The 25,715-nt window shown below is 67.2% G+C and carries 15 protein-coding genes; 8 read left to right on the top strand and 7 right to left on the bottom strand.

The annotated features are described in order from the left end of the window. Window positions 1-160: 160 nt before the first annotated feature. From AAF481_01500 to AAF481_01490, 3 genes are read left to right on the top strand one after another with little or no spacing between them, the layout of a single operon-like run. The gene (locus AAF481_01500) at window positions 161-1,750 is read left to right on the top strand and encodes a glycosyltransferase family 4 protein (GenBank protein ID MEM7479822.1); all 1,590 of its coding nucleotides are present in this window, start codon (window positions 161-163) and stop codon (window positions 1,748-1,750) included. 17 nt (window positions 1,751-1,767) lie between these two features. Next, on the top strand, window positions 1,768-3,567 hold the full coding sequence (locus AAF481_01495; protein MEM7479821.1) for a hypothetical protein: 1,800 nt from the start codon (window positions 1,768-1,770) through the stop codon (window positions 3,565-3,567). Window positions 3,568-3,569: 2 nt separating this feature from the next. Then, window positions 3,570-4,130: an NUDIX domain-containing protein gene (locus AAF481_01490; GenBank protein ID MEM7479820.1), complete on the top strand. Its 561-nt coding sequence runs from the start codon at window positions 3,570-3,572 to the stop codon at window positions 4,128-4,130. 239 nt (window positions 4,131-4,369) lie between these two features. On the opposite strand, the gene AAF481_01485 is transcribed toward AAF481_01490, so the two are convergent. Further along, a complete protein-coding gene (locus AAF481_01485; GenBank protein MEM7479819.1) occupies window positions 4,370-5,287 on the bottom strand; it encodes a zinc metalloprotease in 918 nt (305 codons plus the stop codon). 157 nt (window positions 5,288-5,444) lie between these two features. Further along, window positions 5,445-6,614 (bottom strand): aminotransferase, encoded by a 1,170-nt coding sequence (locus AAF481_01480; GenBank protein MEM7479818.1) that lies wholly within the window; start codon window positions 6,612-6,614, stop codon window positions 5,445-5,447. Between the two features lie 118 nt (window positions 6,615-6,732). Between AAF481_01480 and AAF481_01475 the strand changes: the two genes are divergently transcribed. After that, a complete protein-coding gene (locus tag AAF481_01475) occupies window positions 6,733-8,301 on the top strand; it encodes a benzoate-CoA ligase family protein (protein ID MEM7479817.1) in 1,569 nt (522 codons plus the stop codon). Between the two features lie 200 nt (window positions 8,302-8,501). On the opposite strand, the gene AAF481_01470 is transcribed toward AAF481_01475, so the two are convergent. The 4 genes from AAF481_01470 to AAF481_01455 form a co-directional block, all read right to left on the bottom strand. Then, window positions 8,502-9,680: a VWA domain-containing protein gene (locus tag AAF481_01470; GenBank protein MEM7479816.1), complete on the bottom strand. Its 1,179-nt coding sequence runs from the start codon at window positions 9,678-9,680 to the stop codon at window positions 8,502-8,504. Between the two features lie 38 nt (window positions 9,681-9,718). Beyond that, window positions 9,719-11,854 (bottom strand): tetratricopeptide repeat protein, encoded by a 2,136-nt coding sequence (locus AAF481_01465; protein ID MEM7479815.1) that lies wholly within the window; start codon window positions 11,852-11,854, stop codon window positions 9,719-9,721. Beyond that, window positions 11,851-13,623, bottom strand: a complete 1,773-nt coding sequence (locus AAF481_01460; GenBank protein ID MEM7479814.1) for a VWA domain-containing protein — start codon at window positions 13,621-13,623, stop codon at window positions 11,851-11,853. The genes AAF481_01465 and AAF481_01460 overlap by 4 nt, the downstream gene beginning before the upstream one ends. 193 nt (window positions 13,624-13,816) lie before the next feature. Then, window positions 13,817-16,822 (bottom strand): TonB-dependent receptor, encoded by a 3,006-nt coding sequence (locus tag AAF481_01455; protein ID MEM7479813.1) that lies wholly within the window; start codon window positions 16,820-16,822, stop codon window positions 13,817-13,819. Window positions 16,823-17,471: 649 nt separating this feature from the next. Here AAF481_01455 and AAF481_01450 point away from each other — a divergent pair. The 3 genes from AAF481_01450 to AAF481_01440 are packed head-to-tail and all read left to right on the top strand — an operon-like array spanning window position 17,472 to window position 23,019. Further along, window positions 17,472-19,268, top strand: coding sequence for a CRTAC1 family protein (locus tag AAF481_01450; protein ID MEM7479812.1), 1,797 nt, complete (start codon window positions 17,472-17,474; stop codon window positions 19,266-19,268). Continuing rightward, complete coding sequence (locus AAF481_01445; GenBank protein ID MEM7479811.1) at window positions 19,265-20,995, top strand: CRTAC1 family protein; 1,731 nt, start codon at window positions 19,265-19,267, stop codon at window positions 20,993-20,995. Before AAF481_01450 ends, AAF481_01445 begins: the two co-directional genes overlap by 4 nt. Next, window positions 20,992-23,019: a tetratricopeptide repeat protein gene (locus tag AAF481_01440; GenBank protein ID MEM7479810.1), complete on the top strand. Its 2,028-nt coding sequence runs from the start codon at window positions 20,992-20,994 to the stop codon at window positions 23,017-23,019. Before AAF481_01445 ends, AAF481_01440 begins: the two co-directional genes overlap by 4 nt. A 16-nt stretch (window positions 23,020-23,035) precedes the next feature. On the opposite strand, the gene AAF481_01435 is transcribed toward AAF481_01440, so the two are convergent. Continuing rightward, window positions 23,036-23,869: a tetratricopeptide repeat protein gene (locus AAF481_01435; GenBank protein MEM7479809.1), complete on the bottom strand. Its 834-nt coding sequence runs from the start codon at window positions 23,867-23,869 to the stop codon at window positions 23,036-23,038. A 62-nt stretch (window positions 23,870-23,931) separates the two neighbouring features. On the opposite strand from AAF481_01435, the gene AAF481_01430 reads away from it, so the two are divergent. After that, window positions 23,932-25,683: a VWA domain-containing protein gene (locus AAF481_01430; protein MEM7479808.1), complete on the top strand. Its 1,752-nt coding sequence runs from the start codon at window positions 23,932-23,934 to the stop codon at window positions 25,681-25,683. Window positions 25,684-25,715 lie beyond the last annotated feature (32 nt).

Raw genomic sequence — 25,715 nt, 5'->3', positions numbered from 1 at the left:
TGAACCTGCTGCGTTATCCGCAGAACCTGCTCCTCGACGTACTACAAGTACGCCTTCGTCACAGAACCCGCGCATGCCTTGCATGTTCAGCACCCTACGGCCTCTCGCTACGGTGGCCTACGAGAAGGGCGGGCTAGCCCCCAAAGGAGCGATGGACTCCGTGGAATCTCAGCTCGCCCTCGACTACGTCTCGCCGCTGCCGCCGGTGCGTTCGGGTATCGCCGACTACAGCGCCGACTTGCTACCCCATCTGGCGCAACGGGTGGATGTGCGCGTGCTGCGGTTGCCGGATCTGCCGGTGTCCGACGAGATCAGAGCCCGCTGGCACCCGGCGGACGTTTCGACCCTCGGCCGCGACGGGCGCTTGCCGCTCTACCAGATGGGCAACAATCCCTACCACGCGGCGGTGCGCGACCTCGCCCTGGCGCAGCCCGGCATCGTCACCCTGCACGATCTGGTGCTCCACCACCTGCTCGCCGAATGCACCCTCGGCGAAGGGGTCTTCGAACCGTATTCCGAGGCTCTGACGGCGGATCACGACTGGGTCGGCGAGGCCGTCGCCCAGCCACGCTGGTGGGGCGGCTACAGCGATGCCGGCCTGTTCGCCCTGCCGGCCCGCCGCACCCTACTGCGCCGCCAGCGGGGAGTTCTGGTGCACAGCGCCTGGGCAGCGGACTGGCTGCGCGAGGAGGATCCGGAGCTGGCCGTGCGAGCGGTTCCGATGGGCATTCCCCTGCCGCCGGAAGCGGATCCCGCCGCCGGCCGGGCGCTGCGGCAGCGCTACGGTATTCCCGCCGATGTTCCGCTCCTCGGCTCCTTTGGCTTCCAGACCCCGATCAAGCGCACCCTGTCGGCGGTGCGCGCCCTCACCGCTCCAGGCCTCGAACGGGTGCATCTGCTGGTGGTGGGGGAGGTGTCGCCGGAACTCGATTTCGAAATGGAGATCCACCGTCTGGGGGTGGCGGAGCGGGTGACGATCACCGGTTTTGTTGGCTTCGATGTGTTCGAGGCGGCGATTGCGGCGGTCGACCTGTGCGTCAACCTGCGCTACCCGTCCGCCGGCGAGACCTCCGCTTCGCTGCTGCGGGTGATGGCCGTCGGGCGGGGCGCGGTGGTGTCCGAGTTCGGCCAGTTCGCGGAACTGCCCCCGGCGGCCACTCTGGCGATTCCCCTCGGACCGGACGAGATCCCCTGCCTGGCGGCCCGTTTGGCGAAGCTTCTGCGGCGTTCCGACCGGCTGCGGGAGTTGGGCCGGGCGGCCCGCGAGCATGTGCGCCGGGTGCACGATCCCGAGGCCGCGGCGATGGCGGTGGCGGCCGCCTGCGAGGCCCTGCGGCACCGGCAACCGCCGGGCGATCGGCGCCGGCGCCTGCCGCCACCGACCACCCTGTGCTGGGGGAAGGTGGCCGGCACCTTGGAGGTGGAGGGAGCCAACCTCCCGTGGCCGGAGGGTGAGCGGCGGTCCCTGCGCCTACGCCTCACCAACACCGGCGAGGCCCGCTGGCTGGCGGCCCGCCACGGGGCCGGCGGCGTGGCCTGTGAAGTTCGGCTCGAGAGCGAGGGGCAGAACCTGCTGTGGAAGGCCCCCTGGGTACCCCTGCCGCGGGATCTAGCCACCGGCGAGGCGCAAGAATTCGACATCGCGATCCGCCGCCCTCCGGGGCCGGCCCGGTTGGTGATCGAACCGCGGGTGATGGGCGGCGATTCCTTTCGTGACCTCGGCGGTCCGATCTGGCGGGGTGAACTGTGAGCGTCGGCGAAGGGTTTGTGCAGCGAGAAGACGCCGCTCTCGGGGGCGGCGAGCGGGGCGGAGCCCTCGGCCGGTGGCTCCTCCGACTGCTGCTGGCGGCCCTGCTCTTTGGCGCGGTCACCTTCGACCGGTCACCCTGGCCGGCGCTGGTGGGGGACGAGGCGACCTATGCCATGCAGGCGGCCAGCCTGGCCTGGGACTTCGACCTGCGCTACCAGGCCGAGGACTACCAGCGCTTCCTTCGGCACTGGGGCCGAAAGCCCGATGGTTTGATCCTGCAGAGCCGCGACGGCGGCGACACCATCACCTTCGGCAAACCCTTGCCCTATGCCCTTGCCGTGGCGCCCTTCGTGCGCCTGGCACCGGTGCGCGGTGCCGGCATCGCCAACGCCCTCTTCCTGGCCCTGGCGGCGATCGCCTCGGCGCGGGTGTTGCGGCGCTATATCGGACCGGCGGCGGACGCTTGGGTGGCGGCCTTCTGCTTCGCCTCGGTCACCTTCGCCTACACCTTTTGGGTGCACGCGGATCTCTTTCTGCTGGCGGCATCGGCCCTCGGCCTGGCCCTCGCCCACGGCGGCGGGCGGATGGGGTCCTCTCTGCCGGAGATTTGGCAGGACGGCGGCGGCGCCCGGAGATATCTGCTGGCGGGCATGCTCCTGGTGCTGCCGGGAACCTTTCGGCCCTTCTACCTGGCCCTGCTGGTGCCGGCGGCCCTCGCCGTGCCGCGCCAGGGCCGACTGCCGCGAATCGCGGCATTGGCCGCCGGAGCGCTGCTCGTCTTCGCCGCCGTCGGGGGCGGTCAGTGGCTAACCGGCGGCTCCTGGACTGGCTACGGTGGGGAACGCCAAGGCTTCTACGAGCGCACCGGCTTTCCGGATATCGATTTTCCGGCCGAGGACTGGTCGCGCTCCGTCGAGCGCTGGGGCAATACCTCGTGGCTTCACGAAGGTGCCCTGGAACGTCCCGTCGACCGTCGTCTGTGGACCTGGAATGGGCTGTACTTCCTGCTCGGCCAGAACGTCGGGGTGTTGCCGTACTTTCTGCCATTGCTGCTGGGGCTCTTCGCCATGCGCGGAGACTTGCGCGGCGCGGCGCTGCTGCTGGCCGTCCTGGCGGCCGTCCTGGTGCTTTTCTATCTGCGCCCGTTCAACTTCTTCGGCGGCGGCGGAGCGCTGGCGAACCGCTACTTCCTACCCGTCTACCCGGCCTTTTGGTACCTGGCCGCCGGTGCTGCCCGGCGCCGGCTCTCGCCCGGTCGTGGTCTGACGGCCGCCGTGGCGGTGGTGCTGCTGGCGGCGCCCTATCTGTATCCGCTATGGACCGCTCCGCGGAGCTTCCCCATCGCTGACGACGGGCGCTACGCCTATCCGTCTGTCATCGCCCGCCGGCTGCTGCCCTACGAAACCACCCAAAGCCACATCCCCGGTGGGCGCGACGTCAGCCACCGCGGCCTATGGGTCAAGTTCTTGAACGGCGACGCTTCGCCCGCTGACGGCGGGGCGAGCCTGCGCCTGACGGGCGGACGGTCCGGAGACCTGCTGATCGGCAGCAGCCAGCGCCTCGAGGGGCTCACCCTCTCCTTCGGTCGGCAAGCGCCGAGCAAGATCGAGGTGGCGGGCGGTTCCCCCGGCGCAGTGCTGCTGCGGGGCACCGGCGGCGTCGCCTTCGATGTGGGGCTCGACAAGCCGCGAGCCGTTCATCCGATGTGGTGGACTTGGGAGGATGTCTACCTGTACCGGCTGCGGATTCGTTTGCCCGGAGCGGCTCCCGTACCCCTCTCCTTCACCGTGACACCCTCAACGAAAGAGACTCCCTGACGATGACCGAACCGCAAAGCTGGATCCTGGAGATCCGCCGCCGCCTCGAAGCGCCTCCCGGCCGTGAGCCGATCGTAGAGGCGACCTCGCGGCGGGCGGTGCTAGTGCCGTTGGCCGCCGATGCCGGCGAGCTGTGGGTGCAGCTCGGCCGCGGTTATGGCGACGACGATGGCGGCGGAGCCTTCCCCGGCGCCGATCTGGAAAAGGGCGAAGATGTGTGGACCGGCGCCCTGCGCGGCGCCGAGGAGCAGATGAAGATCCATCCCAAGGGCGTGCTCCGCCTCGGGGAACTCGATGCGGTGGAGAGTTTCGAGGGCGGCCTGCTCACCCCCTGCATCGGGGCGCTGCCGGCGAAACTCGAAGCGGAGGCCGGCGAAAGCTTCGCCGAGGTCTTTCGGCTACCGCTCTCCGCCTTCGCCAACCCCAGCCTGGTGGAGGAAAAAATTGTCGAAGTGGACGGCCTGCAGCGGCGGGTCAAGAGCTACCACATCGGCAACCGCCGGGTGTGGGGCCTGGCGGCGGACATCCTGGAGGATCTGCTGGAACGGTTGGGCGGAACGTAGTCGGTCAGGGTGAGATGCCAGGATTTCCGATCAGATTCAGAAGGCTAAAGTGGGTGAGGTTGTTGAAGTCTGGAGTCCGATGAAAGTGGACAGCAATGTGCTGGGATTTCACCAGCACACTGCGTCCGAGCCCGACGGGCGAGGCGGCGGCAGTGCCGCCGAAGATGGGGTGTGCCGCCTGCGTGGTCCGGCCAAGAAAGACACTTCTTGGCGGTGAGGGGGGCGCAGCCCCCTAACAACTACAGGCTGGGCTTGTAGGTGGAGACCATGGCGTGCATGCGGCTGGTCTGGCCGGCCGTGAATTCATCCATGCAGGCATCGTCGGTGTAGTCCATGAAATTGAAGATCGGATCCGGGCCACCGCCGGCGCAGGTGTCGCGGCCGATCGGGCAACCGTAAGCCGGGCTAGCCTCCGGCGGCGTATCCGCCACCGCGTCGCCCGGCGAGGAGCAGCCGCCTTGGAAGGTATGGTAAAGGCCCAGGTAGTGACCCACCTCGTGGGTGCCGGTGTCGCCCAGGTTGTAGGGCGCCGCGGAACCGCCCGGCAGGGAGGAGTGGAGGAGCACCACGCCGTGCCAGTAGCTCGACTCCGGATAGGAATCCGGGAAGTAGGCCCAGCCGAGGATGCCGCCGGCCGGGTTGCAGGTGTAGATGTTGAGGGTGGTGGCCGGGCTGACGGTCAGCGCCTGCTTCATGCGGCGCTCCTGGCCGGTGGTGTAGCAGCGGTCGAACCACCGATTGCTGCGGGTACGGTCAACGCTCGCCAGCGTGAAGGAAAAGCCGGTGCCGGCGTATGCGGCGTTGAGCACGTCGATCTGGTCGTCGATCTGCGACTGCGGCACGTTGCCGGTAGTCACTCCGCGGCGGCGCTTGTAGACCACGTGGAAGGCCACCGGAATGTTGATGCTGGCGGCGCTCTCCGGGGTAAAGACGTTGTGGCGGATCCACTCGTCCACCTGCCTCTGGATGCGAGCGACGTGCTCGTCCGTTGGATTCTTCACCGCGCAGCGGGTGCCGCGCACGATGTCGCCCTGGGCGTCGAGCATATGAACGTCCTGCTCCGGGAAAGCCCGCTCGGCTTTCTCGCTGTACGCCTCGGCCCACGCCACAGTAGAACAGAGAGTCACAATCAGTCCGGAAAGCAATATTTTCTTCATGTCTTCTTCCAGAATGTATTTACTAATAGAAATGACGAGCCGCACGAACGCCGCGCCGCTGCGCCTTGAGGCGAGTGCAGGTGAAACCTTTACACTCAAACGAACCTACGCATATTACTCGTTTGCGTAGTCAGGGCAAAGCGCGAAGGCTTACCGGTCAACCGATTCGCTGAAGTACTTCCAGCAGACGATCCACGTCCGCCGGCTCCTGGTAGACGCCGAAACCGAGACGCAGGCGGTCGTCGCGGAAGTCCGTCCCGACGCCGGCGTCGGCGAGGCGGCGGTGGAGATCGCCGGCCTCTGCGGTACGGAAGACCAGGAAATGCCCCCGGTGCGGATTGTCCGGCGGCGGCACCAATTCCGCCGCCGATAGCTCGCCGGCGGACATCTCATGCAGGCCGGCGAGAAACCGCTTCTGTAAGGCAACCACATGGCGGTGGATGTGATCTACCGTCACTTCTGCCCGTTGCAGCAGGCGCTGCACGGCGTTGAAGCGGTAGAGGCCGGTGTGGTCGAAGGTGGCGCCAAAAAATCGGTAGCCGTCCTCGGAGAAGGGCACGCGGTCTGGGTCCCGGCCGGCGGTGAGTTCGCCAAAGGCCGCGAACCAGCCGGTGTCCACCGGCCGCCGGCCGAAGCCGGGCGGGCAGTGCATAAAACAGATGCCCTCGCCGCTCATCGCGTATTTGTAGCCGCCGGCGGTGTAAAAAGCGCGCTCTTCGATCGCCGACAGGTCCGTCGGCAGGGCCATGAACCCGTGGTACCCGTCGATCACCACAAAGGTCTCTGGATCCGGTATCGCCTCCACCAAGGCCGCCGGGTCTGGCACCGCGAAGGCGGAGTTGTAGAACACCTGGCTGAAGTACACCAGATCGTGTCCGCCGGCGGCGATGGCTGCGGCGAACCGTTGCTGGAAGGTCTCGAAGGGCGCGACGGCGACCCGCTCGACGGTCGCGACCCCAGCCTCCTCCCAACGCCTCGCTTGGCGCGAGAAGCTGTGGAATTCGCTGTCCGTCGAGAGAATGCGTACCGGTCGCCGCTGCCCTTCGAAGCAGGTGAAGATACGGGTCACGAAGTCGTGCACACTCGGTGCGACGGCAATGCGTTTTGGGTGCGAAAGACGGAGAAGCCGGGCGATGTGCGCCTGCGCCTCGGGCCACTCTTCGCCGAGCACCTTGTCCCACTTCGAGTCCGCCATCCGGGCGGCATCCAGCCAGTGCTGCTGCTGCGCCTCGAAGGTCACATCCGGCCACAGATGATGGCTGTGAGCGGCAAAGTGGAGGCGGTCCGGATCGTCGGCGAAGGCGTGGGAAAAGTGGCGTTTGAGCATGGCTGGGGCACTCTACCAATCGCTCGTGTTCCCCCAGATGACAGTCGGCGGGTTCCCGAGTACCATTCAGGAGTAGCCGTGTACAAACGACTCGCCCCTTCCGGAGGCTGAATAGAAAATGCCGGTTGATCTCCCAGTGCAGTTGAACATCGCTGAGCGATTTCTCGATCGGCACATCGCCGAGGGGCGCGCGGATCGAGTGGCATTGCGCACGCCGGAGCGCAACTGGAGCTATGGCGAGGTCCATGCCCTGGCCGAAGGCTTCGCCGAGCTGTTGCGGAATCAGAGGGTCGAGCGAGGCGAGCGGATTCTGGTCGCCCTACCGGATGGCGCCGCTTTCGTGGGGGCGATCTTCGGCATCTTGAAGGTCGGCGCGGTGGTGGTGATGGTCAACCCGCGCCTGCAGGCGGAGGCCTTGCGGCATCTGTTCGACGATAGCCGGGCTGCGGTGATCCTGGTCGGAGAGGGCGCGGCTGCGGCCTGCGCCGAGGCCATGACCCTCGGAGAGAGGAATCCCCAACGGGTGGATGCTGCGAAGATCGCGACGCTGGAAGCGACGGCCTTAGAGGCCGTGGGCGAGAGACCGTCCACCACCCTCGGGACGAACCGTGAAGATCCCGCCTTCTGGCTTTTTTCCGGCGGCACGACGGGAAAGCCCAAGGCCGTCGTACAGCCCCACCGCTCTTTCGCCAACACCACCGAACTCTATGCTCGCCGCGCCCTGGGCTATCGGGAAGACGACATCGCCCTGTCGGTGCCGAAGCTCTTCTTCGGCTATGCCACCGGCTCGAATCTGCTGTTTCCCTTTGCCGTCGGCGCCTCGGCGGTGCTCTTCCCGGAACACCCGACAGCGGAGATCCTCTTCGAGCAGGTTCGGCGCCACCGGCCGACTATCCTGATCAATGTACCCACCATGGTCGGCCAGATGGTGGCTCACCCGGCGGCGGTGGAGCAGGATCTCTCCTGCCTACGTTTTGCCACCTCAGCCGGTGAGGCCTTGCCGGTGCCGCTCCACGAGCGGTGGCGGGAAACCTTCGGAGTCGAGTTGCTCGATGGGCTCGGCACCGCCGAGATGTGGCACGTCTTCGTGACCAACCTGCCCGGCGCCGTGCGGCCGGGCACCCTCGGCCAGGCGGTGCCGGGTTTCGAGGTCGAGGTGCGCGGGCCGGATGGCCAGTCGCTGCCGGACGGCGAGATCGGGCGCCTGTGGGTGGGCGGGAACTCGGCGGCGCTGGAATACTGGGGCGATCCGGAGAAGTCGGCGGAGGCCTTCCGGGATGGAGGCTTCTTGGCGGGCGATCTGGTGTGCCGCGACGGGGACGGCTATTTCACCTACTGCGGCCGCGGAGACGACTGCTTGAAGGTGGGCGGCAAGTGGCTGGCGCCGCAGGAGGTGGAGAGCTGCCTGATGCGTCATCCCGCGGTGGTCGAGTGCGCCGTTGTCGGGGTGGAAAACGCCACGGGCCTGGTGAAGCCGTTGGCCGCCGTGCGGGTGAAGGACGGTTCTACCGAGGAGGCCGGCGGCGACGATGCACTGGAACAGGCCTTGAAAGACCACGTTCTGGACGCTCTCGAGCCCTACAAACATCCCCGCCGGGTGATCCGCCTGGAGGAATTCCCCCGCACGCACCTCGGCAAAATCGACCGCGGCGCCTTGAAAAGACGATTGGAAGAGATTCAGGCCTAGCTAGTTGGAGTGAGTGCATGGGCGAAGGATCTGAGCGATCCGCCTCCGAGGTCGAAGACCGAGGCAGCGGGCGTAGCCCGATGAGGACGGGGTGAGCCCGAAAACATTGGTGTTTTCGGGCGAGGGAGCGCCCAGCCCCCTGAAAGAGAAGCTAGCAGGGTAGCTGAAATGACAGGCCGAAGGCCTTTTTCAGCAACCTGCTAGTCGGAAATGTAACCCTCGCGATAGCGCAGGTCCACGCCGGGCCGCGACACCCGCACCGTCAACCGCTGCCAGCGACCGTCTCCGGGGCCGTCCGGCGGATTGAAGCCGAGCACGTACTGCTCCCGCAGCTCCTGGAGGATCTCCCGCACCGCACCGGCGGTTTCCTCGATGCGGTTGAGGGTGATCACCCGGCCGCCGGAATCGCGCACCATCTTGTGCAGAAGGTTCCACTCGTTGCGATAAGTGTCGGCATTCTTCCAGGAGGAGAAACGGGAGGTTTCCTGCTCCCGCGGATCGGTGCGGATCCAGTAGAGCTGAGCCCGGCTGCGGCGGGCCAGCCAGGCGACGTCCCCGAGGTCGACGGCACTATGGGTGTCCACGCCGTCGGAGAGCAGCAGCAAGACCCGTCGGCCGCGGCGTTCTTCGAGTTCCTTGAGGCCCAGATAAAGGTGGTCCGCTAGGGCAGTGCCGCCCACTGGATCCACCCGCTCGAGTCCTGAGAGCACCCGCTCCGGCGATGGATCGAAGGGCGAGCGGAAGAGCAACCGGTCGGAGAACAGGCGTACCGCCGCCTCGTCGTGTTCGCCGTCGAGGCCCTCGACGAAGGTCGAGGCGCCGGAAACGGCGAAGCGCAGCCGCCGCCCGGCCATGCTGGAACTGGCGTCCACCAGGATGCTGGCGGCGATCTCGACATCGCCGCGGGCGAAGGTGACGATCTCCTGCCGCTCGTTGCCGGCATAGAGGGTGAAGTCCTTCGCCTCCAGGTCGAGCAACCGGCCGCCCTGGCGGCTGGCGGTCACGTACACCGGCCGCAGCTTGGCGTCGATCTCGGAGTTCACCTGGAAGGCCGGAAAGTCCGCTACCGTCTCCGCCACCAGGCGGCCGCGGAGCAGCGCGCGGACCACCAGTTGATGGTCGCGGTTGTCGTCTCCGGCGTGGAACGGAATGCGCCAGGGAGGCGCTGTCTTCTCGGCGACGATCTCGCCGTCGAGCTCCACTTCGACCTGGTCGATGGGGAAGTCGCCGACCAGCTCGATCACCGCCTCGTTGGGGCCAAAGAGCGGCTTGCCGCGGGTTGGCTCCAGGAGGAGTAGGTCGACGCCGCGAGACTGCGCCGCCGCCGGCGGGCTGGTGACGATTCCGAACAGCGCACCGGCCAGTGCCAGCACCGCCATCCCACGGGACGCTCGAAAATCTTGCCTCCGACGGCTGCTCATCGCGCCCCTTGACCGTCGTCGAGGGCGGCGAGGAGGAGCGGCTGGGCATTGCGGGCCGCCGCCGCCAGTGCCTGATCGGCGCCGGCGAAGGCTTCCCGCGGCGGCCGGTCATAGCGCATGCGCGGCGATTCCTTGCGATTCGATGGCTGGACTCCCGCCACCAGCGCCTGCGCCTCCGCGGCGTTGCCCAACCGGTCGTGAACGTGCGCTAGCAGGAGGGCGAGGGCGGCGTCCCGGGGCGCTTCGGCGTGGGCGGCGGTGAGCACCGCCAGGGCGTCCCCGACGCGGTTCTGGGAGAGCAGCAGCCGAGTTTGTTCTTGGCGGGCGAGGGACCAGATCCAGGACTCTTCGGTGCGCCCGTCAATGGCCGCCAAGAGTTCCGCCGCGCGCGATCGGTCGCCGGTGCGCAGCAGGTTGACGGCCAGCCGGAGCCGCCCTTCCCGGTGTTGCGGGTGGCTTTCCACAAGCTCCAGCAGCAGGGAGCGCGCCTGGCCGTAGCTGCCGAAGCGCTCGAAAAGTGCGGCCAGGCCGAGGAGCGCCACCGGATGGCCCGGTTCGAGTTCTCGGGCGCGCTGCAGCAGTCGGCTCCCGCTCGACGGCAGATGGACGTCGATCAACACCCCACCGAGGGCGGCGAGGGAATCCGCCGCCACGGACGCTTCGCCGCCGGCCGCCAGGTAGCGCTCCGTCAGCATCTCCACCATCAGGCGGCTGTGGCTGCCGAGGGAGTAGGCGCGGCGGCCCTGGTAGCGGCGATAGAGCCGCTGGTGAAGGACGATCAGCGGCAACAGGATGGCCGGCTCTTCTTCCGCGAGCTTCTCGGCGGCTAAGCTCTCGCCGCTCGACAGCAGGCCGACGCCGCCGCCGAGGGCGGACGATTCGAACTCGAAAAGCGCCTGGAGGGCGGCCTGAAAATCGCCGCTCGAACCGTCGCTTCCCTCCGCCAGGGCGCCCAAGGCTTGCCGATAGCGCTCGGCGATCTGCCGTGCCTGGCGGCGGTCCCGCCGGCGTCCGGAGCGCCGCTCGCCGGGGCTCTCGCCGCCCGCCGCCAGTCGGGACGGACCACCGGCGGTGGGGTCGAGAGACTCCTGCATGCGCCAGCGCAGATCCGTCCACTGCAGTGAGCGTTCACGCTCCGCGTCGGCCAGCACCAGCACCGGCACTTCCGGGGTCCATGGCCCTCCTTCGCCGAGCGAGAGAGCAATGCGGTAGACGCCGGTTTCAACCGCCGGCACGGTGAAGGCCACCCGGCCCTCCTCGGCCAGCTCCGCCTGGCCGAGGGCCGGTTCGTCTTGCGGTGTGTCGACGGCGACCAGCCGCAAGCCCAGGGACATCCCCGGGGCCAGGTCGGCTGCGCCTTGGAGGCGGGCGGCCGCGCTCTCGTCGGCGGCGAGCACCGGTAAGGCGCTGGGGTTCAGGTCGTCCGTTTTGGCCGGGGCTTCGCCGCCCTGTCGCAGACTCCAGGAGCGGATCGGGATCCAGGCGTCGCGGTCCGGCGGCGTCGGCCAGGTCATGGCGACCGGCGCCGGCGCATCCGCCGCCGGTACCGTCAGGGCGCGGCTCAGCAGTCCGAGGGCTTCCGTCGCCCGGTTGCGCACCAGCACCCGTAGGCGGTACTCGCCGGGCGGCAGGGTCAGCTCGCCGCGCAGCTTGAGGCCGCTCTGCCAAACCGCCTCGCCGATGCGGTCAAGATCGACGGCGAAGGCCTCGGCGAAGTGCCCGGCGACACCTCCGGAGGGGGTCAAGGCGTAGACGTAGATCTCACCGCGCAGGCGGCGGCCCTCGATGTTGCCGGCCAGAAAGGTCGGCCCGTCGATCTCCACCCAGACGGAAACCCGGCCGCCCTGCCGCGGCAGGGCGAGGGTCGCGAGCGCGATCGGCCCGCCGTCGTCGGCGCGCAGCAGGTTGCCGGCGATGACCGGCGAGAAGCCGCGCAGGCCGTGCCCCAGAAGGACCGTCTCCGCTCCGAAGGCGTTGGCGAAGGGCGACAGTTCCTCCGCGCCCGAAAGCTCTGCCGGTGGCGGCTTCGGTGCTGGGGACTGGGCGGCGGCGAGGGCCGGCCACAGCAGGGCTGTGCACGCCAAGATTGTCAAGCGTCCCGGGCGCCGCTGCTGCCGATCGGTCTCCCTCACCGGGAGGGTTCCTTGGCGCCGACGGTCATCTCCAGGTTGACGGTCGAGTCGGTCTGCGCGATGCGGTCGCGAACCCCGAGGGAGATACGGTGCGGACCGCCACGCATCTCCAGGCGCATGGGATAGGCGGCGGCGCCGCTCAGGGCGCTCAATACCTGTTCGTTGGGAATCTGGATCGGTAACTCGATCTCCTGGAAGGGGGAGACCCGGCCCTGGTCGTCGCGTACCGCCACCAGCAGGCTCAGCCGGCCCTGGTGGTTCTCTCCCTGCGGCAGCAGGAGAACCTTCTCGAAGGGGATCTTGACCATCACCGCAACCTCATAACGGTCCTTGCCGGTGGCCTCCGCCTCGCCGGGTTCCAACCGCACGCCGAGGATGTTGTCGGTGATGCCGTGGTGTAAGGCCGACAAGGTGCGATCCTGCAGTTTCTCCATCGCGCCCTTCTCGCGAAAGCCCTGCAGGTGGCGCACGTTGAGGTCGCGTCGGCCTTTGATGCGCACCTCGACTTCGTGGTACGCCTGGTCTTCCTCCCGCGTGGGCGAGTAGCCGAGGGAGTAGAAAGTGGTGACGTCCTCCCGGATGCGTTCCATCAGCGCATCGAGGTTCAGAGTGCGGGTGAAAGCCAGGCCGCCGGTCTCGTCCGCCAATCGCATCAGCGAGCTTTCGAGGCTCATCTGCTCCAGTGCCTGCACGGTGCGCGAGTAAGCGCCGGAGCCGTCCGTCGTGCCGCTACCTTGGAACTCGGCGGACAGGCCCGAGGCGGCGGAGCGAGCGCCGGGAGTGATGGGGTAGAACGCCACCCGGTGGGCTGCCGCCTCCTCGACCAGATCATCGATATGGCTGGTGGCGTCGAAATCGAGCGAGCCGAGGGAGGTGAGTTCGCTGAGCATCGAGTTCTGGTCATACTGGACCGCCCAGCTTTCGAACTTGCCCCGCCACGCCTCCACCAGGGGGTCCGCCGGTTGGGTGGGCAGGCCGTCGCTCAGGAACAGCAAGGCCTTGCGCCCGGGGAGGCTCGCCAGGGTGCGCACGAAACTCCCCAGGTGTTCGATGGTGCGGCGGGTTTGGGCGTTGCGCTGCTCGGCGACCAGGCGGATCCGCCGGGCGAGCTGTTCGGCGTTGCGCACGGCGGAGTCGAAGAAAGGGTTGGCCAGGCCATTGGCGACTGGGGTTTCGAGTGCCGCGCGCTGGATTTCGCGCTGCAGGAGGTGGTAGTCGTTCATCACCCGCGAATAGCCGCCGACCCGGCCGTCGAGGGCGTCGATGGCGCCGTGCAGGTCGGCGACGTCGGAGGTGAAGGGCGCCAGGGTGTTCAGCTCGCTGCCGAGGCTCACCATCATCGCCCGGTCTTCGGGCCTCCACTGCTCATCGAGGGTGGTGCGCAGGCGGCCGAAGAGTTGGTTGCGGTTGCGCGGGTCGATGTTGTTTTCGTCGACGAAAATGACGAGCTGAAGCTGGCGGGTGTCCGGCTCGCGGGCATACCCACCCTCTTCGTACCCTTCCGGACCCGTCTCCGACTGGCGCACCTGCCGCTGCTCGACGGCCAGGAAGTTGGTCAGTGCCACCGGCTCGCCGTCCTCCAGCACTTCGAAGTCTTCGCGTTCGAGGCCCGTCACGGTCTCGCCCTGGCGATCGGTGACCATCACCTCGAGGTTGATCACGCGGACGTCGACGGTGTCGAGAAACAGGTCTGCATGTTGTTGCGCGACGGCCGGGAAACCGCTGACCAAGACCAACGTGAGGGCGGAAAGCAGGACGAATCGATTCATGGGGTGCCTCCTGGAGAGTTCGTCGATGAACACCAGTATGTACCGACTTCCTGGACAAGCCAACTTCCGTTAACGGGGCTGTAACTTCGTATAAAAAGAAAACCCCCGACCTTTCGGCCGGGCCGGAAGAACAAATAGAAAAGGCCCCGGTCGAAAGACCGGGGCCTCGATCGCGCTGACTAGGACCTAGATCCTAGAAGCGGAAACCGACCGAGAACCGGAAGGTCCGCGGCGTCTGGAAGTCGTTCTCGTTCAGCGGCTGGCCGAAGTTGGAATTCCGGCGGAAGTTGACACCCTCGACGGGGGTCTCCGTGAACGGGTTGAACGACTCCAGGACGGTCACACCCTCGTTGTTGTCGAGACCGTTGGGATCGATCACTCCATCTTCGTTGAAGATGTTGAGAACCTCCGGCTGCAGGAAGATCTCGACACCGCGCCCGAAGGCGTTGAAGGTAAAGGAGTAATTGAGCGCCAGGTCCGTCCGGGTGATGTCGTCCGTCCGGAAGGCGTCCCGATCGCTGAAGTAGTACGACCGCGACGTCGGCGGCGTCTGGTAGCCCGGGTTGTTGACGAACGGCGAGGGGTTGATGTTCGCGTTCGCCGCGTAGGGCTGACCCGAGAAGAAGTTGAACAGAATCGTACCGTTCAGCTTGTGGTACTGGCTGTTCAGGATGTCGTAGGACGCCCAGGTGCGGATCTTGTGACGCTGATCCGTGCGCAGGTCGCCGTCCGGGTAGTTCCAGCGCGCCTCGGAGTACTCCGGGTAGTTGCGGGTACCGCCGGGGACGGGGCCGGAACGGCCGGTCTCACCGTCGATGTTGCCCGAGGTGTTCGACAACGAGTAGTTGCCGGCCAGGGTGAAGCGGTCCGTGAAGCGATAGCGGAACTGCGTGTGCAGGCCGATGTACTCGCGGTCACGCTCCTCCGAGCCGAAGTTGCCGATGAAGGTCAGATCGGCAGGACCGGACGAAGTCTGGACGGTGCCGTTCTGAAGCTCGGTGCTCTGGCCGTAGAAGTCCTTCCACTCGCGGAAGACGACGTCGGCCCGGAACAGGCCCTTCGAGCCGAGGCGCTTCGTCGCGCCGACGGTGAGCTCGTCCGTGGAGGGCGACTTGAAGGTGCCGCGCACCTGGGTGGTGGCGCCCGGAATGCCCAGCTGGCTCAGCAGGTCGAAGATCGGCGCGTTCTCGTTGATCAGGCTGAGATCGAACACACCGCCCTGGGACACATACCAGTCGAAGACCTCCTGCAAAACCTCCGGAGAGGTCAGACAGTTGACGTTCGGGACGCAGTTGACGTTCAGCGCCGGGCCTTCGTAGTCGAACCGGTAGTTACCGATGGCGCCGCCGTTGGAGGAGCCGTCGGCGATGTTGCCGGTACCGACCAAAGCCGCAACGTAGGTGCCGTAGCTGGCGTTGATCACCAGGTCGCCGTCGCCCTTGACGTCATAGGACATACCCAAGCGAGGGCTGACCTTGTCGTCGTTCGCCACCGTCGCGCCGGCGCTGTTGGTGCCGTCGTTCTCGTCGTAACGCAGACCGATGTTGAAGCTCCACTTGTCGTTGAGCTGCCACGAGTCGTTGACGAACAGCGAGTTGGTCTTGAACTCCGTCGGCTGCGCCAGATCCGCGTTGAACACCGCGAACCAGCGAATCCACGGCTGGGAGGAAGCGTCCGGATCGAAGATTGGGAACGGGCTGCCGAACTGGTTGTCCAGCACGATGTTGCCGGCGCCATCGCGGACGATGTCCGAGGCGTAGACGGTGAAGTCGCTGCCGGTCTGGTGGTTGACCGAGAAAATGCTGTCCTGGAAGGTGTCGTAGCCGACCTTGAGGTCGTGCGTACCGGCACCCTCGGTGGTCAAGAAGTACGACGCGTTGAACAGCGTGTTCTCGTTGTTCCGGGACTGATCCTCGCAGGAGCCGCAGAAGGTCGGCGCCCAGTAGCGGAAGCCCTCACCGCGGGTGCGGATCAGGGTGCCCTCGATCAGGTCCGGCACACCGCCGGAGCCCACACCGATCAAGAACTCGCGCTCCGAGTACTGGCCCTCGACGAAGAAATTCGAGGTCAGAATGCCGGTGTAGTTGAGCGACTGGATCTCCTGCGGATCCTCGCGCATGGCGTTCACGCTGCGCAGGTCGAGGATGACGCCGAAGTCCGTGTTGGTGTTGACCTCGTCGATCTCCAGGTACGAACCGATCACGCTGTGGCTCGGGTGCGGAGTGATCGTCAGCTTACCCTCGAGACGGGTCTCGGTCTGGGTGCGGCCGTAGGAGATGTTGGTGAGGTCGGTGGTGGCCGAGTCGCTGGTCTCGAGATCGCGACCGGCGGCGAAGAACCACAGGTGGTCCTTCCACAGGAAGCCGCCGAGGGTGGCCTCGTAGCTCTGACTGATGTCGTCCACCCGCTCCGGCGACAAATCGTTCGAACTCTGCCAGTCGTCGTTGGTGAAGTTCACCCGGAAGGAGCCCTCGAACTCGTTACCACCGGACTTGGTGATCGAGTTCACCACGCCGCCGGTGAAGCGGCCGTACTCGGCCGAAATGCCGGAGGTTGCGACGGTGGTCTCCTGAATGGCGTCCTCGATGAAGAGCGGCAGGATCGAGCCGCGGACGTTCTCGTTGATGACAACGCCGTTGATCAGCCACAGGTTTTCGAAGGTCATCGCGCCGGAAATGGAGGGTGCGCTGCTCGGACCGGAGTTCGCCACGCCCGGCGCCAGATTCACAGCGGAACCGAGGGTACGGGAGACGGGCAGGTTCTCCAACTCGTCGAGGGTGATGTTCGAAGCGCCGGTGCGGCCCTCGGAGATCGCCGCCTGGGCGGCCGTCACGACGATTTCCTCGTTCACTGCGCCGAGCTCCATCTCGATATTCGAGAGGGTGGCGTTGGCGGCGGAGATCTTCGCTTCCTGGGTGACGCTCTTAAAGCCTTCGAGCTCGTAGGTGACCTGGTAGTCGCCCGGGGGCAGGAAGGCGACTTTGTAGTCGCCGTTCACGCCGGTGGTGGTGACTCGCGTTCCCTGAAGGTTCGGCGAAGTCGCCGTGATGGTCACGCCCGGAAGGCCAGCGCCATCCTGGTCAGTGATACGGCCGGACAGGGTGCCTGTGGGGTTCTGGGCCAGCACAGGCATGGCCGTCAGCAAGACGAGCACGCTCACAAAGATGAGCCGTACCGTCCAGTTGCCAGTCGTCCTCATACGATTGACTCCTTTCAAGTGCTCCCTTCCGCGGGAAGCAGCGTTTAACAACTCATACCCGAAACCTGAGGGCCTCGGGCAGAACTCCAAAGCAGAAAGATCCGTTCGTTTTCTAGCGAAACTTGCGGACTCTCCTCGATCACTTTCGAGGACCTCAAGGCTGCAAGCCATAGGCCATTGGCCTCGAAGAGCGGAAGAGGGAGTTAAATCATTCTCCCTCAGTACTTTAGACTCGAATTGGCGTAGGTCGAGTGTGTTTTGTCGAGATGTGCGCTTAAGTCTTTTTCTTCGTGACGTTTAGGCGTCTCTCAACCGAATCTGTTCCGCCGCCTTCATCCAAGAGATTGAATTCAACGTTTTGGATCCAATGGGGTCGCACGACCCGTACCAAATCCTCCATATACATCGATGATCCCCTCATTCTACACCGGAGAAATCGCCGTGGATCAACTGGCGGTCGAAGATCCGGTGACGGTGGGTCCTTTCGGTGCGAGGATGGAGGCCAACTCCCGATACCGATGCGGGCACGATGGTCGGTGGGTTGCACCTTCTTGAGCACGAACGCAAGTGGGTGGCACCTTCCAAACGCAAGTGGGTGGCACCTTCTGGTTTTGGGGATGCCGTGCTCCTGCTACGATCTGTCCCCGCCATGGCCGCCCTGTTTTTCTTCCGCCGCGCCGCGGTTCCGGTGACGATCGTCTCAGCCGCTTTCTGGGCCTGTGCTCCGGCACCCGTTCCCGGGCCGGCGGCGGACTCTTCGCCTTCTTGGGTGCGCGATGTCGCCACCGCCACGGGCCTCGACTTCGTCCACTTCAACGGCATGTCCGGGGAGTTGTTCTTGGCCGAGATCACCTGCGGTGGCGTCGCCCTGGCGGACTTCGACGGCGATGGCGACCTCGACGTGTACTTCCCGCAGGGCGCAATGGTGGGGGAGGGGCTGACTTTGGAGCGGGCCTCGGCGCCGCCGTCCGATCCAGGGCCGCCGCGCGATCGACTGTTCGTCAACCGCCTCAACGAAACCGGAGCGCTCTCCTTCGACGACGGGACGGACGGGATGGGCGTCGAGATCGTGGAGTACGGCTGTGGAGTGGCGACCGGCGACTACGACGGCGACGGCCGGATCGACCTCTACCTCGCCAACCTGGGCGAGAACCGGCTGTTGCGGAATCTCGGTGGCGGCGCTTTCGAAGATGTGACCGCCGCCAGCGGGGCCGGCGATGGCCGGTCGAGCGTGACGGCGACCTTCGTCGATCTCGATGCCGATGGCGATCTCGACCTCTTTGTCGGCAACAACGTCGAGTTCGACAACAGCGGCGGCACCGTCTGCCGCAGCCTCTCCGGGGCGCCGGACTACTGCGGCCCCGGCGCCTATCCCTCGCAGCCGGACCGTCTGCTGGAGAATCGCGGCGACGGCACTTTCGAGGACATCACCGCCGGTAGTGGGCTGGCGGGGGTCGCCTTGCCGACGCTCGGGGTGGTCAGTGCCGATCTGAACGGCGACCGCCGGCCGGATCTCTACGTCGCCAACGATGGCCAGGCGAACGGCCTGTGGATCAACGGCGGCGACGGCACCTTGCGGGACGACGCGCTCCTCGCCGGCAGCGCCCTGAACGAGAGCGGTGCCGCCGAGGCGAGCATGGGCGTCGATGCCGGCGACTACGACAACGACGGCGATCTCGACCTCTTCCTGGCCCACCTGATCAAGGAGACCAACACCCTCTACCGCAACGATGGCGCCGGCCGCTTCGAGGACGGAACCCGTGGTGCCGGCCTGGGCGCCAGCAGCTTGCCCTACACCGCCTTCGGTAGCGGCTGGGCGGACTTCGACAACGACGGCTGGCTCGATCTGCTGGTGGTCAACGGCGCGGTGACCTTGGTCCCCGAGCAGGTGGCGGCGGGAGATCCCTTCCCCCTCCACCAGCCGAATCAGTTATTCCGCAACCTCGGGAACGGTCGTTTCGAGGATCTTTCCGCCGCCGCCGGGGAGGACCTTCTGCGGTCCGAGGTGAGCCGCGGCGCCGCCTTTGGCGATCTCGACAACGATGGCGATCCGGACGCGGTGATCGTCAACAACAGCGGCGCCACGCGATTGCTCGAAAACCTCATCGGCCAGGACCGGCGATGGATCGGCTTGCGCATGGTCTTGCCGCTGGCCGGCGACGCGGTACGCGACGCCCTCGGCGCGGAGGTGTACCTGGACTTCGAGGGGAGGCCGGTCGCCATGCGGCGGGTGCACACCGACGGCAGCTACAACGCCGCCCACGATCCGCGGGTGATCTTCGGTTTGGGAGCGGTGGGCGATCCGCCGGACGACGCCATGCGCTACGACCGGATCCGGGTTCGCTGGCCGGACGGCACCGAAGAGACCTTCCCGCCGGCTCCCTTGGGCGAATACTCGACCCTCGTCGCGGGCGCCGGCTCGCCGGTGTCCGCGGTGGAACCTTGATCAGCGCGCGTGGAACTTCGATTCTCGGCGTTGGCCTCCTGTGGCTGGCCGGTTGCGCTCGTTCCCCGAGTGCCCCGGAAGTTGCCGCGCCGTCACCCGCCCTCGGCCTCTACGAAGACGTCACCGAGAAGGTCGGCCTCGATTTTGTTTACGACAACGGCATGACCGGTGACTTCCACATCGCCGAGACGATGGGCGGTGGTGGAGCGTTCCTCGACTACGACGGCGACGGCGATCTCGATCTCTTCCTGGTCCAGGGAGGGGCCCTGCCTAACGGTGCCGGCGCCCGGCCCTCGGACCGTCTGCTGCGCAACGAATGGCTGGAGAGCGGTCGCTTGTACTTCACGGACGTCACCGCCGGCTCCGGCGTCGAGGCTTCGAACGGCTACGGCATGGGGGTGGCGACCGGCGACTTCGATGGCGACGGCCAGCCGGATCTGTACGTCACCAATCTCGGCGCCAACCGGCTGCTCCGCAACCTGGGTGGCGGCCGATTCGCCGACGTCACCTCGCGGGCGGGAGTGGACGACCCGCGCTGGAGCGTGCCGGCGCTGTTCTTCGACTTCGATGGCGACGGTCGCCAGGATCTCTTCGTCGGCAACTATCTGACATACGATGCCGCCACGGCGCCGCGCTGTGCGACCTCCGCCGGCCGGCGGGATTACTGCGGCGCCGGACGGTTTCCGCCGCAGGGTGACCGACTGCTTCGCAACCTCGGCGACGGCACCTTCGAAGACGCCACCGCCGAGGCCGGCCTCGAAATTCCACCGGCACCGGCCCTGGGCGCCTTGGCGGCGGACCTCGACGGTGACGGCCGCCTCGATCTCTACGTCGCCAACGACGCCGAACCGAACCACTTCTGGCGGAACCTTGGCGACGGCACCTTCGAGGAGGCGGCGCTGCTGGCCGGGTTGGCGGTCAACGGCGCCGGCAAGGCAGAGGCGAGCATGGGCATCGCCCCGGGCGACGTGGACGGAGACGGAGAACTGGATTTGCTGCTGACCCACCTGATCGTCGAAACCCACACCCTCTACCGGTCCGAGGGCGGCGGCCGCTACTCCGACGCGACGAATCGTGCGGCCCTGGCTGGACCGAGCCGTTCCCACACGGGCTTCGGGGCGGTGTTCGTCGATCCCGACGAGGACGGCGATCTCGATCTGATGGTCGCCAACGGTGCCGTCCAGAGCCGGGAAGAACTGGTCCAGGCCGGGGACCCTTATCCGCTGCACGAAGTCAACCAGTTGTTCCTACAGGCGGAGGGCCGTTTCGAGGCCTTCGATCTGGAGCCATCGGAAGTCAGCCGTGCCCTGGTCGCCGGCGACGTCGACAACGACGGCGATCTCGACATTCTGGTCACCAACAGTCGAGGTGCCACCCGAATGTTGCTCGACCGAGGTTCGCCCCGCCGCTGGACCGGGGTGCGGCTGGTGGACGGGGAACTGGACCCCCACGGCTCCCGGGTCGAGGGAGCGACGCCGGAGGGCGCTCCCCGGCGCGCCTGGTCGGTGGCCGGCGGTAGCTACCTGGCGGCCCACGATCCCCGCTTGATCCTGCAGGGGGTGGCCGGGGGCCCGGTCCAGGTGACCTGGCCGGACGGTGACGTCGAGCGCTGGAGGGACCTACCCGCCGGCCGCTACAGCACCCTGCGCCGAGGGGGCGGCGAGGCGGTTCCGGCGGGCAACGGTGGCGGCGCCAACGCCGCTGCCGAGGAGGGAATGGCACCGTGACCAAACCATCGGTGGGTCCTATCCTCGCCGCCCTGCTTTCGGCCTGCGCGCTGCTCGGCCTGGCGGCCTGCGGTGGTAGGCCGTCGGCGAAATGGCCGGATCTCCAGCCGACGCCGGACCTCGACCTGAGCGGTGCCGAGGCCGGAGCCCGCGACCAGCTCGAGTCTCAGCGGGCGGAAATCGAAGCCTTGCTGGCGCAGCCGGCGACGGCCGACGCCCAAGCCGAGGCGGCGGAGTCCTTCGGCGCCCTCGGTTTGCTCTATGTCGCCTATGAGTTCCTCGCCGCGGCGGAGGTCTGCCTGGACAATGCCGCCACCCTGCAGCCGGAGGACTACCGCTGGACCTACCTGCGCGGCTATCTGGCGGGGGTGCAGGGACGATTGCCGGAGGCGGTGGCGCGCTACGAAGAGACCCTCGAGCGTGAGGAAGCCTTGTTGCCGGCATGGCTGCGACTGGGCCGGGCGCATCTCGAACTGGGGGAGTCGGCGGCGGCGCGGCGGGCTTTCGAAGAGGCGCTGCGTCTTGCGCCGGAGGTCGCGGCGGCACACGAGGGGTTGGGCCGGGTGGCGGCGGCGGAAGGCGATCCGGCGGCTGCCGTGGAAGCCTTCGAGCGCGCTCTGGCCCTCGAACCCCGGGCGACGGGTGTCTACTACGCCCTCGGGCAGGCGCATCGGGATCTCGGCGATGGAGAGGCCGCCGCGGCCGCTCTGGCCCGCCGCGGCGACGTCGCGACGCGCATTCCGGATCCGCTGATCAGCTCCCTGGCGAATGTCGCCGAGAGCGCCCAGTTCTACCTGATGCAGGGCGCCGAAGCGCTGGAGGACGAGCGCTTCGAGGATGCCGCCGCGGCCTACCGCGAGGCGATCGAGCGCGACCCCGGCCAGCTTGCCGCGGCGCGCGGCCTGGCCTTCGCCCTGGAGGCCCTCGGCGACGCGGAGGGTGCCATCGGAGTGCTCGAAGAGGGTTTGGAGTGGGTTGCGCCGGACGCTCCCGACGATGATCTCGCCGAGGTACTGCGCCTGCTCGGCGGTCTGCACCTTCGTTTGGGGCGCCACAGCGAGGGGATTGAACGACTGCGCGAGTCCCTCGCCCTCAATCCGGATCGCCCCACTCTCCGGGCGGCCTTGGCGAACGCTCTGGCGCGTACCGAACGTTTCGACGAAGCGCTGGTCGAATTCGATCGCCTGGTCGATGAAATGGACGACTCCGACCCGGCGATACCCGCCCTGTGGGAAAAGCGCGGCACTGTCCGGATGGCCCTCGGCCAGCGGCGCGGGGCGCTGGCGGACTTCCGGGCCGCTGCCGCCGCCGAACCGGCGGATTCTGAGCTGCGGCGGCGGCTGGCGGCGGCTCTCGACAGGCTGGGCGATTCGGCCGCCGCGGCCCGCGAGCGCGCCGCAGCGGAGCGCCTGGCCGGCGGCTCCGACGGGGTGGCCCGCTTGCGGGTTGCCGAGAGCCGGGTGCGGGCCGGTCGCTACGAAGAGGCGATCGCCCTCTATCGGGAAACCCTGCGGCAGGATCCGACCCTCCAGCCGGCACGTTTCGGTCTCGCCTCGGTGCTCGGCCACCTCGGGCGTTTCGACCAGGCGGTGGCCGAGTTCGAAGCCTTGCTCGAATCCTCGCCCCGTTCCGGGGTGGCGCACCGCGGACGGGTGGTGTCGCTGCTGTTGGCGGAGCGCTGGGGCGAAGCGCGCCTGGCGCTGCGCGATGCCCTGTCGGCGCTGCCGCGGGATCGCGACCTGGCGCTGACGCAGATTCGCCTCTTGGCGACGGCGCCGGATCCCCGGGTGCGCGACGGCGCTCTGGCCGAGGAGGTGGCCCGCCGCGTGGCGCAGGTCTCCGACTCCGCCTCCAGCCGCGAGGCCCTCGCTCTGGCACTGGCGGAGCAGGGGCTTTTTCCTCCAGCCATCGAACTCCAGCGCAGCTTGTCGGGAGCGCTTGCCGCCGAGCGGCTGGCGGCCTTCGAGGCGGGTCGCGCATGGACCGCCCGCGGGGCGGATGAGATTCTGGTCGACCTACGGTAGGAAATACGGAAGAAACCTAGCCGTCTGCCGGCGCCGCGGCCCGCGGCGCGCAGCAGCTCTCACCGCCTTGGTAGCGGGCGAGGTTCGCCTGCCAGATTTCGATGATCGCCGGGTCGATCGGATCCGGGGCGTTTTCGATCAGGAGTTCTTGCATCGCCACCGCGTCCGCGAAGCGCCCGGCCTCGGCGTAGGCCATGGCCAGGGTCTCCCGGCTCTGCGGAGTGGGAGCGCCTTCGAACAACACCTCCGCCAGTTCCACCGCCCGTGCCCCTTCGCGGATCGCCGGATCCGGGCAGGCGGCGAGGTGGCGGGCCAGCACGTCGATCAGGTCGAGGTTTCCGGGCACCGCCTGGAGGCCTCGTTCGAGGGAGTTCCGGGCCGGCGCGTGCTCGCCGGCGAAGATCAGGGCGGTAACCTGTGCCAAGCGCACCGGAACGTTGTCCGGCGTGTCGTCGAGCAGCAGCTCGTAGGTGCCGGCGGCCTCTTGGTAGCGGCCGGTCTGGCCGAGCAGGGAGGCAAGGCCGTCGAGGGCGATGCGGTGGCTCGGAGACAGGCGGATGGCCTCGCGGTACCGCTCCTCGGCGGTGTCTAGGTTGCCCAGGCGGCGTGCCACCATGGCCAGTCCAAGGTGAGCATCGGCCTGTTGGCGCCGGCTGCCGCCGATCTCGATGACCCGGCGCATGCGCTCCTGGGCGTCCTCGATCCGCCCTTCTTCGAGGTTTTTTTGGGCTTCTTCCAGCAAGCGACCGGAGCGTTCGGTGGCCGTCTGGGCCTTGGCCGGAGGGGCAAACGCCAGCCCCACGGCGAGGGGGAAGGCAAGGCACGCGACTCGCAAGATCAAGCTCTTCATCGCCGGCATCGTAGCAAATGAAGGCTGCTACGATGACCTCTGCAACGAGGAGATAACACCCGATGAATAAACAGCCTACCAATCTGCAATGGAACCTTCTGCTGGCGGCCTTCTTGGTGGTGGCCGGCAGCCTTTCCGGTCAGCAACCCACCGCGGCGCAGGGCACCTCCGCCGCGGAGTCTCCCGGTGGCGAAGGCGCTGAGGAAGTCTTCTTCGAGACTCTCGATGTCAATCTGGTCAACCTCGACGTCTACGTGACCGACAAGGCGGGCAATCCGGTGACCGACTTGACGGTGGAAGACTTCGAAGTGTTCGAAGACGGTCGGCGGCAGAAGATCTCGAACTTTTCGGCGGTTGCCGGCGGCCGGCGGCTCGGTTCTTCGTCCGCCGCGGTGCCGTCGCTCCCGGTACCCGGGGAGGAGGCTCCTCGACCCATCGCCGTGCCCGACACGGTTCCCGAAGACGAGCGTTTGCGGCTGATCCTCTACTTCGACAATGTCTTCTTGAAGCCCTTCGACCGCAACAAGGTCACCCTGGAAGCGCGCTCCTTCCTCGATGGCTTTCTGGGGCCCGAGGACCGGGCTTTGGTGGCAACCTTCGAGCGTCGGCTCATCATCCGCCAGCCGTTCACCGCGGACCGCGCCACCCTCGACAACGCTCTGCTGGGCCTCGAGAAACTCTCCGGCTTCGCGGTGCAGGCGGAGCAGGAGCGCCGGCAGGTGATCCAGCAGATCGAGGCCACGCAGCTGCTCGAAGACGCCGAGCCGCTGGTTGAGGCTTATGCCCGGCAGCGATACCACGCGCTGCAAAATAGCGTCAATGGCTTGAGAGACCTCATCAGCTCGTTGGGCGGCCTGCCCGGACGCAAGGCGGTGCTCTACGTCAGCAACGGCATCCCGATGACCGCCGGAGAGGATCTCTACCGTCTGCTCGACCTCGAATTCGGTCAGGGCGAAGGGGTGGGCGGCCAGCTGCGAGCGATGCGCTTCAACGCCCGCAGTCAGTTCCGTGAGCTGATCGCCCACGCCAACGCCAACCGGGTGACCTTCTACACCCTCCAGGCGTCGGGCCTGGTAGGCCGGTCGTCCGCCTCGGCGGCCAGCCGCGGCAGCTCCCGCGGCGGTTCCCAGGTCGAGCTCGACTTCATCGAGCAGTCGAACACCACCGAGCCCCTCCAGATGATGGCCGAGGACACCGGCGGCCAGTCCCTGTTCAACACCAACAATCTCAAGCTCGCCTTCGAGCGCATGGCGACGGACTTCAACGATCACTACAGCCTGGGCTATGCGCCGGCTCACAGCGGCGACGGCCGCTACCACAAGATCAAAGTCAAGGTGAAGCGCAAGGGAGTCAAGGTACGTCACCGGGCTGGCTATCGCGACAAGACCCTGGAGAGCCGTCTCAACGAGGGCATCCTCGCCTCGCTGCTGCACGGCGTCTCGACCAACCCCCTCGGCCTGCGCCTGGACGTCCTGACCCCCCAGCCGCGCGAAGACCGCTACTTCCTGGTGCCGGTGGAGGTACACATTCCCCTGGCACAGCTCGCCATGGTGCCGCAGCAGGGCGCCCGCCACGCTCGGCTGCGGGTTGCCGTGTCGGTGATCAACAGCGATGGCGACACCTCGGTCCCGGAACAAACGGTGGTTCCGGTGACGGTGCCGGATGCCGACTGGGAGACGGCGCAGCGGCAAAACTTCGTTTATGAAGCTCAGCTCTTGATGCGCCGCGGCACCCACGAGGTGGCCATCGGGCTGCGTGACGAGCTGGCCGGCGAGTCCTCCTTCGTGCGGCGAAGCGTGAGCGTAGGCCGGTGAGGTGTGCCCGGCGGAACGCTCACTAGCGAGGT

The sequence above is a fragment of the Acidobacteriota bacterium genome, assembly GCA_039030395.1.
Lineage (GTDB): Bacteria > Acidobacteriota > Thermoanaerobaculia > Multivoradales > JBCCEF01 > JBCCEF01.
The sequence above is the reverse complement of the archived record's forward strand: the minus strand, read 5'-3'. Positions and strand labels throughout refer to the sequence as shown.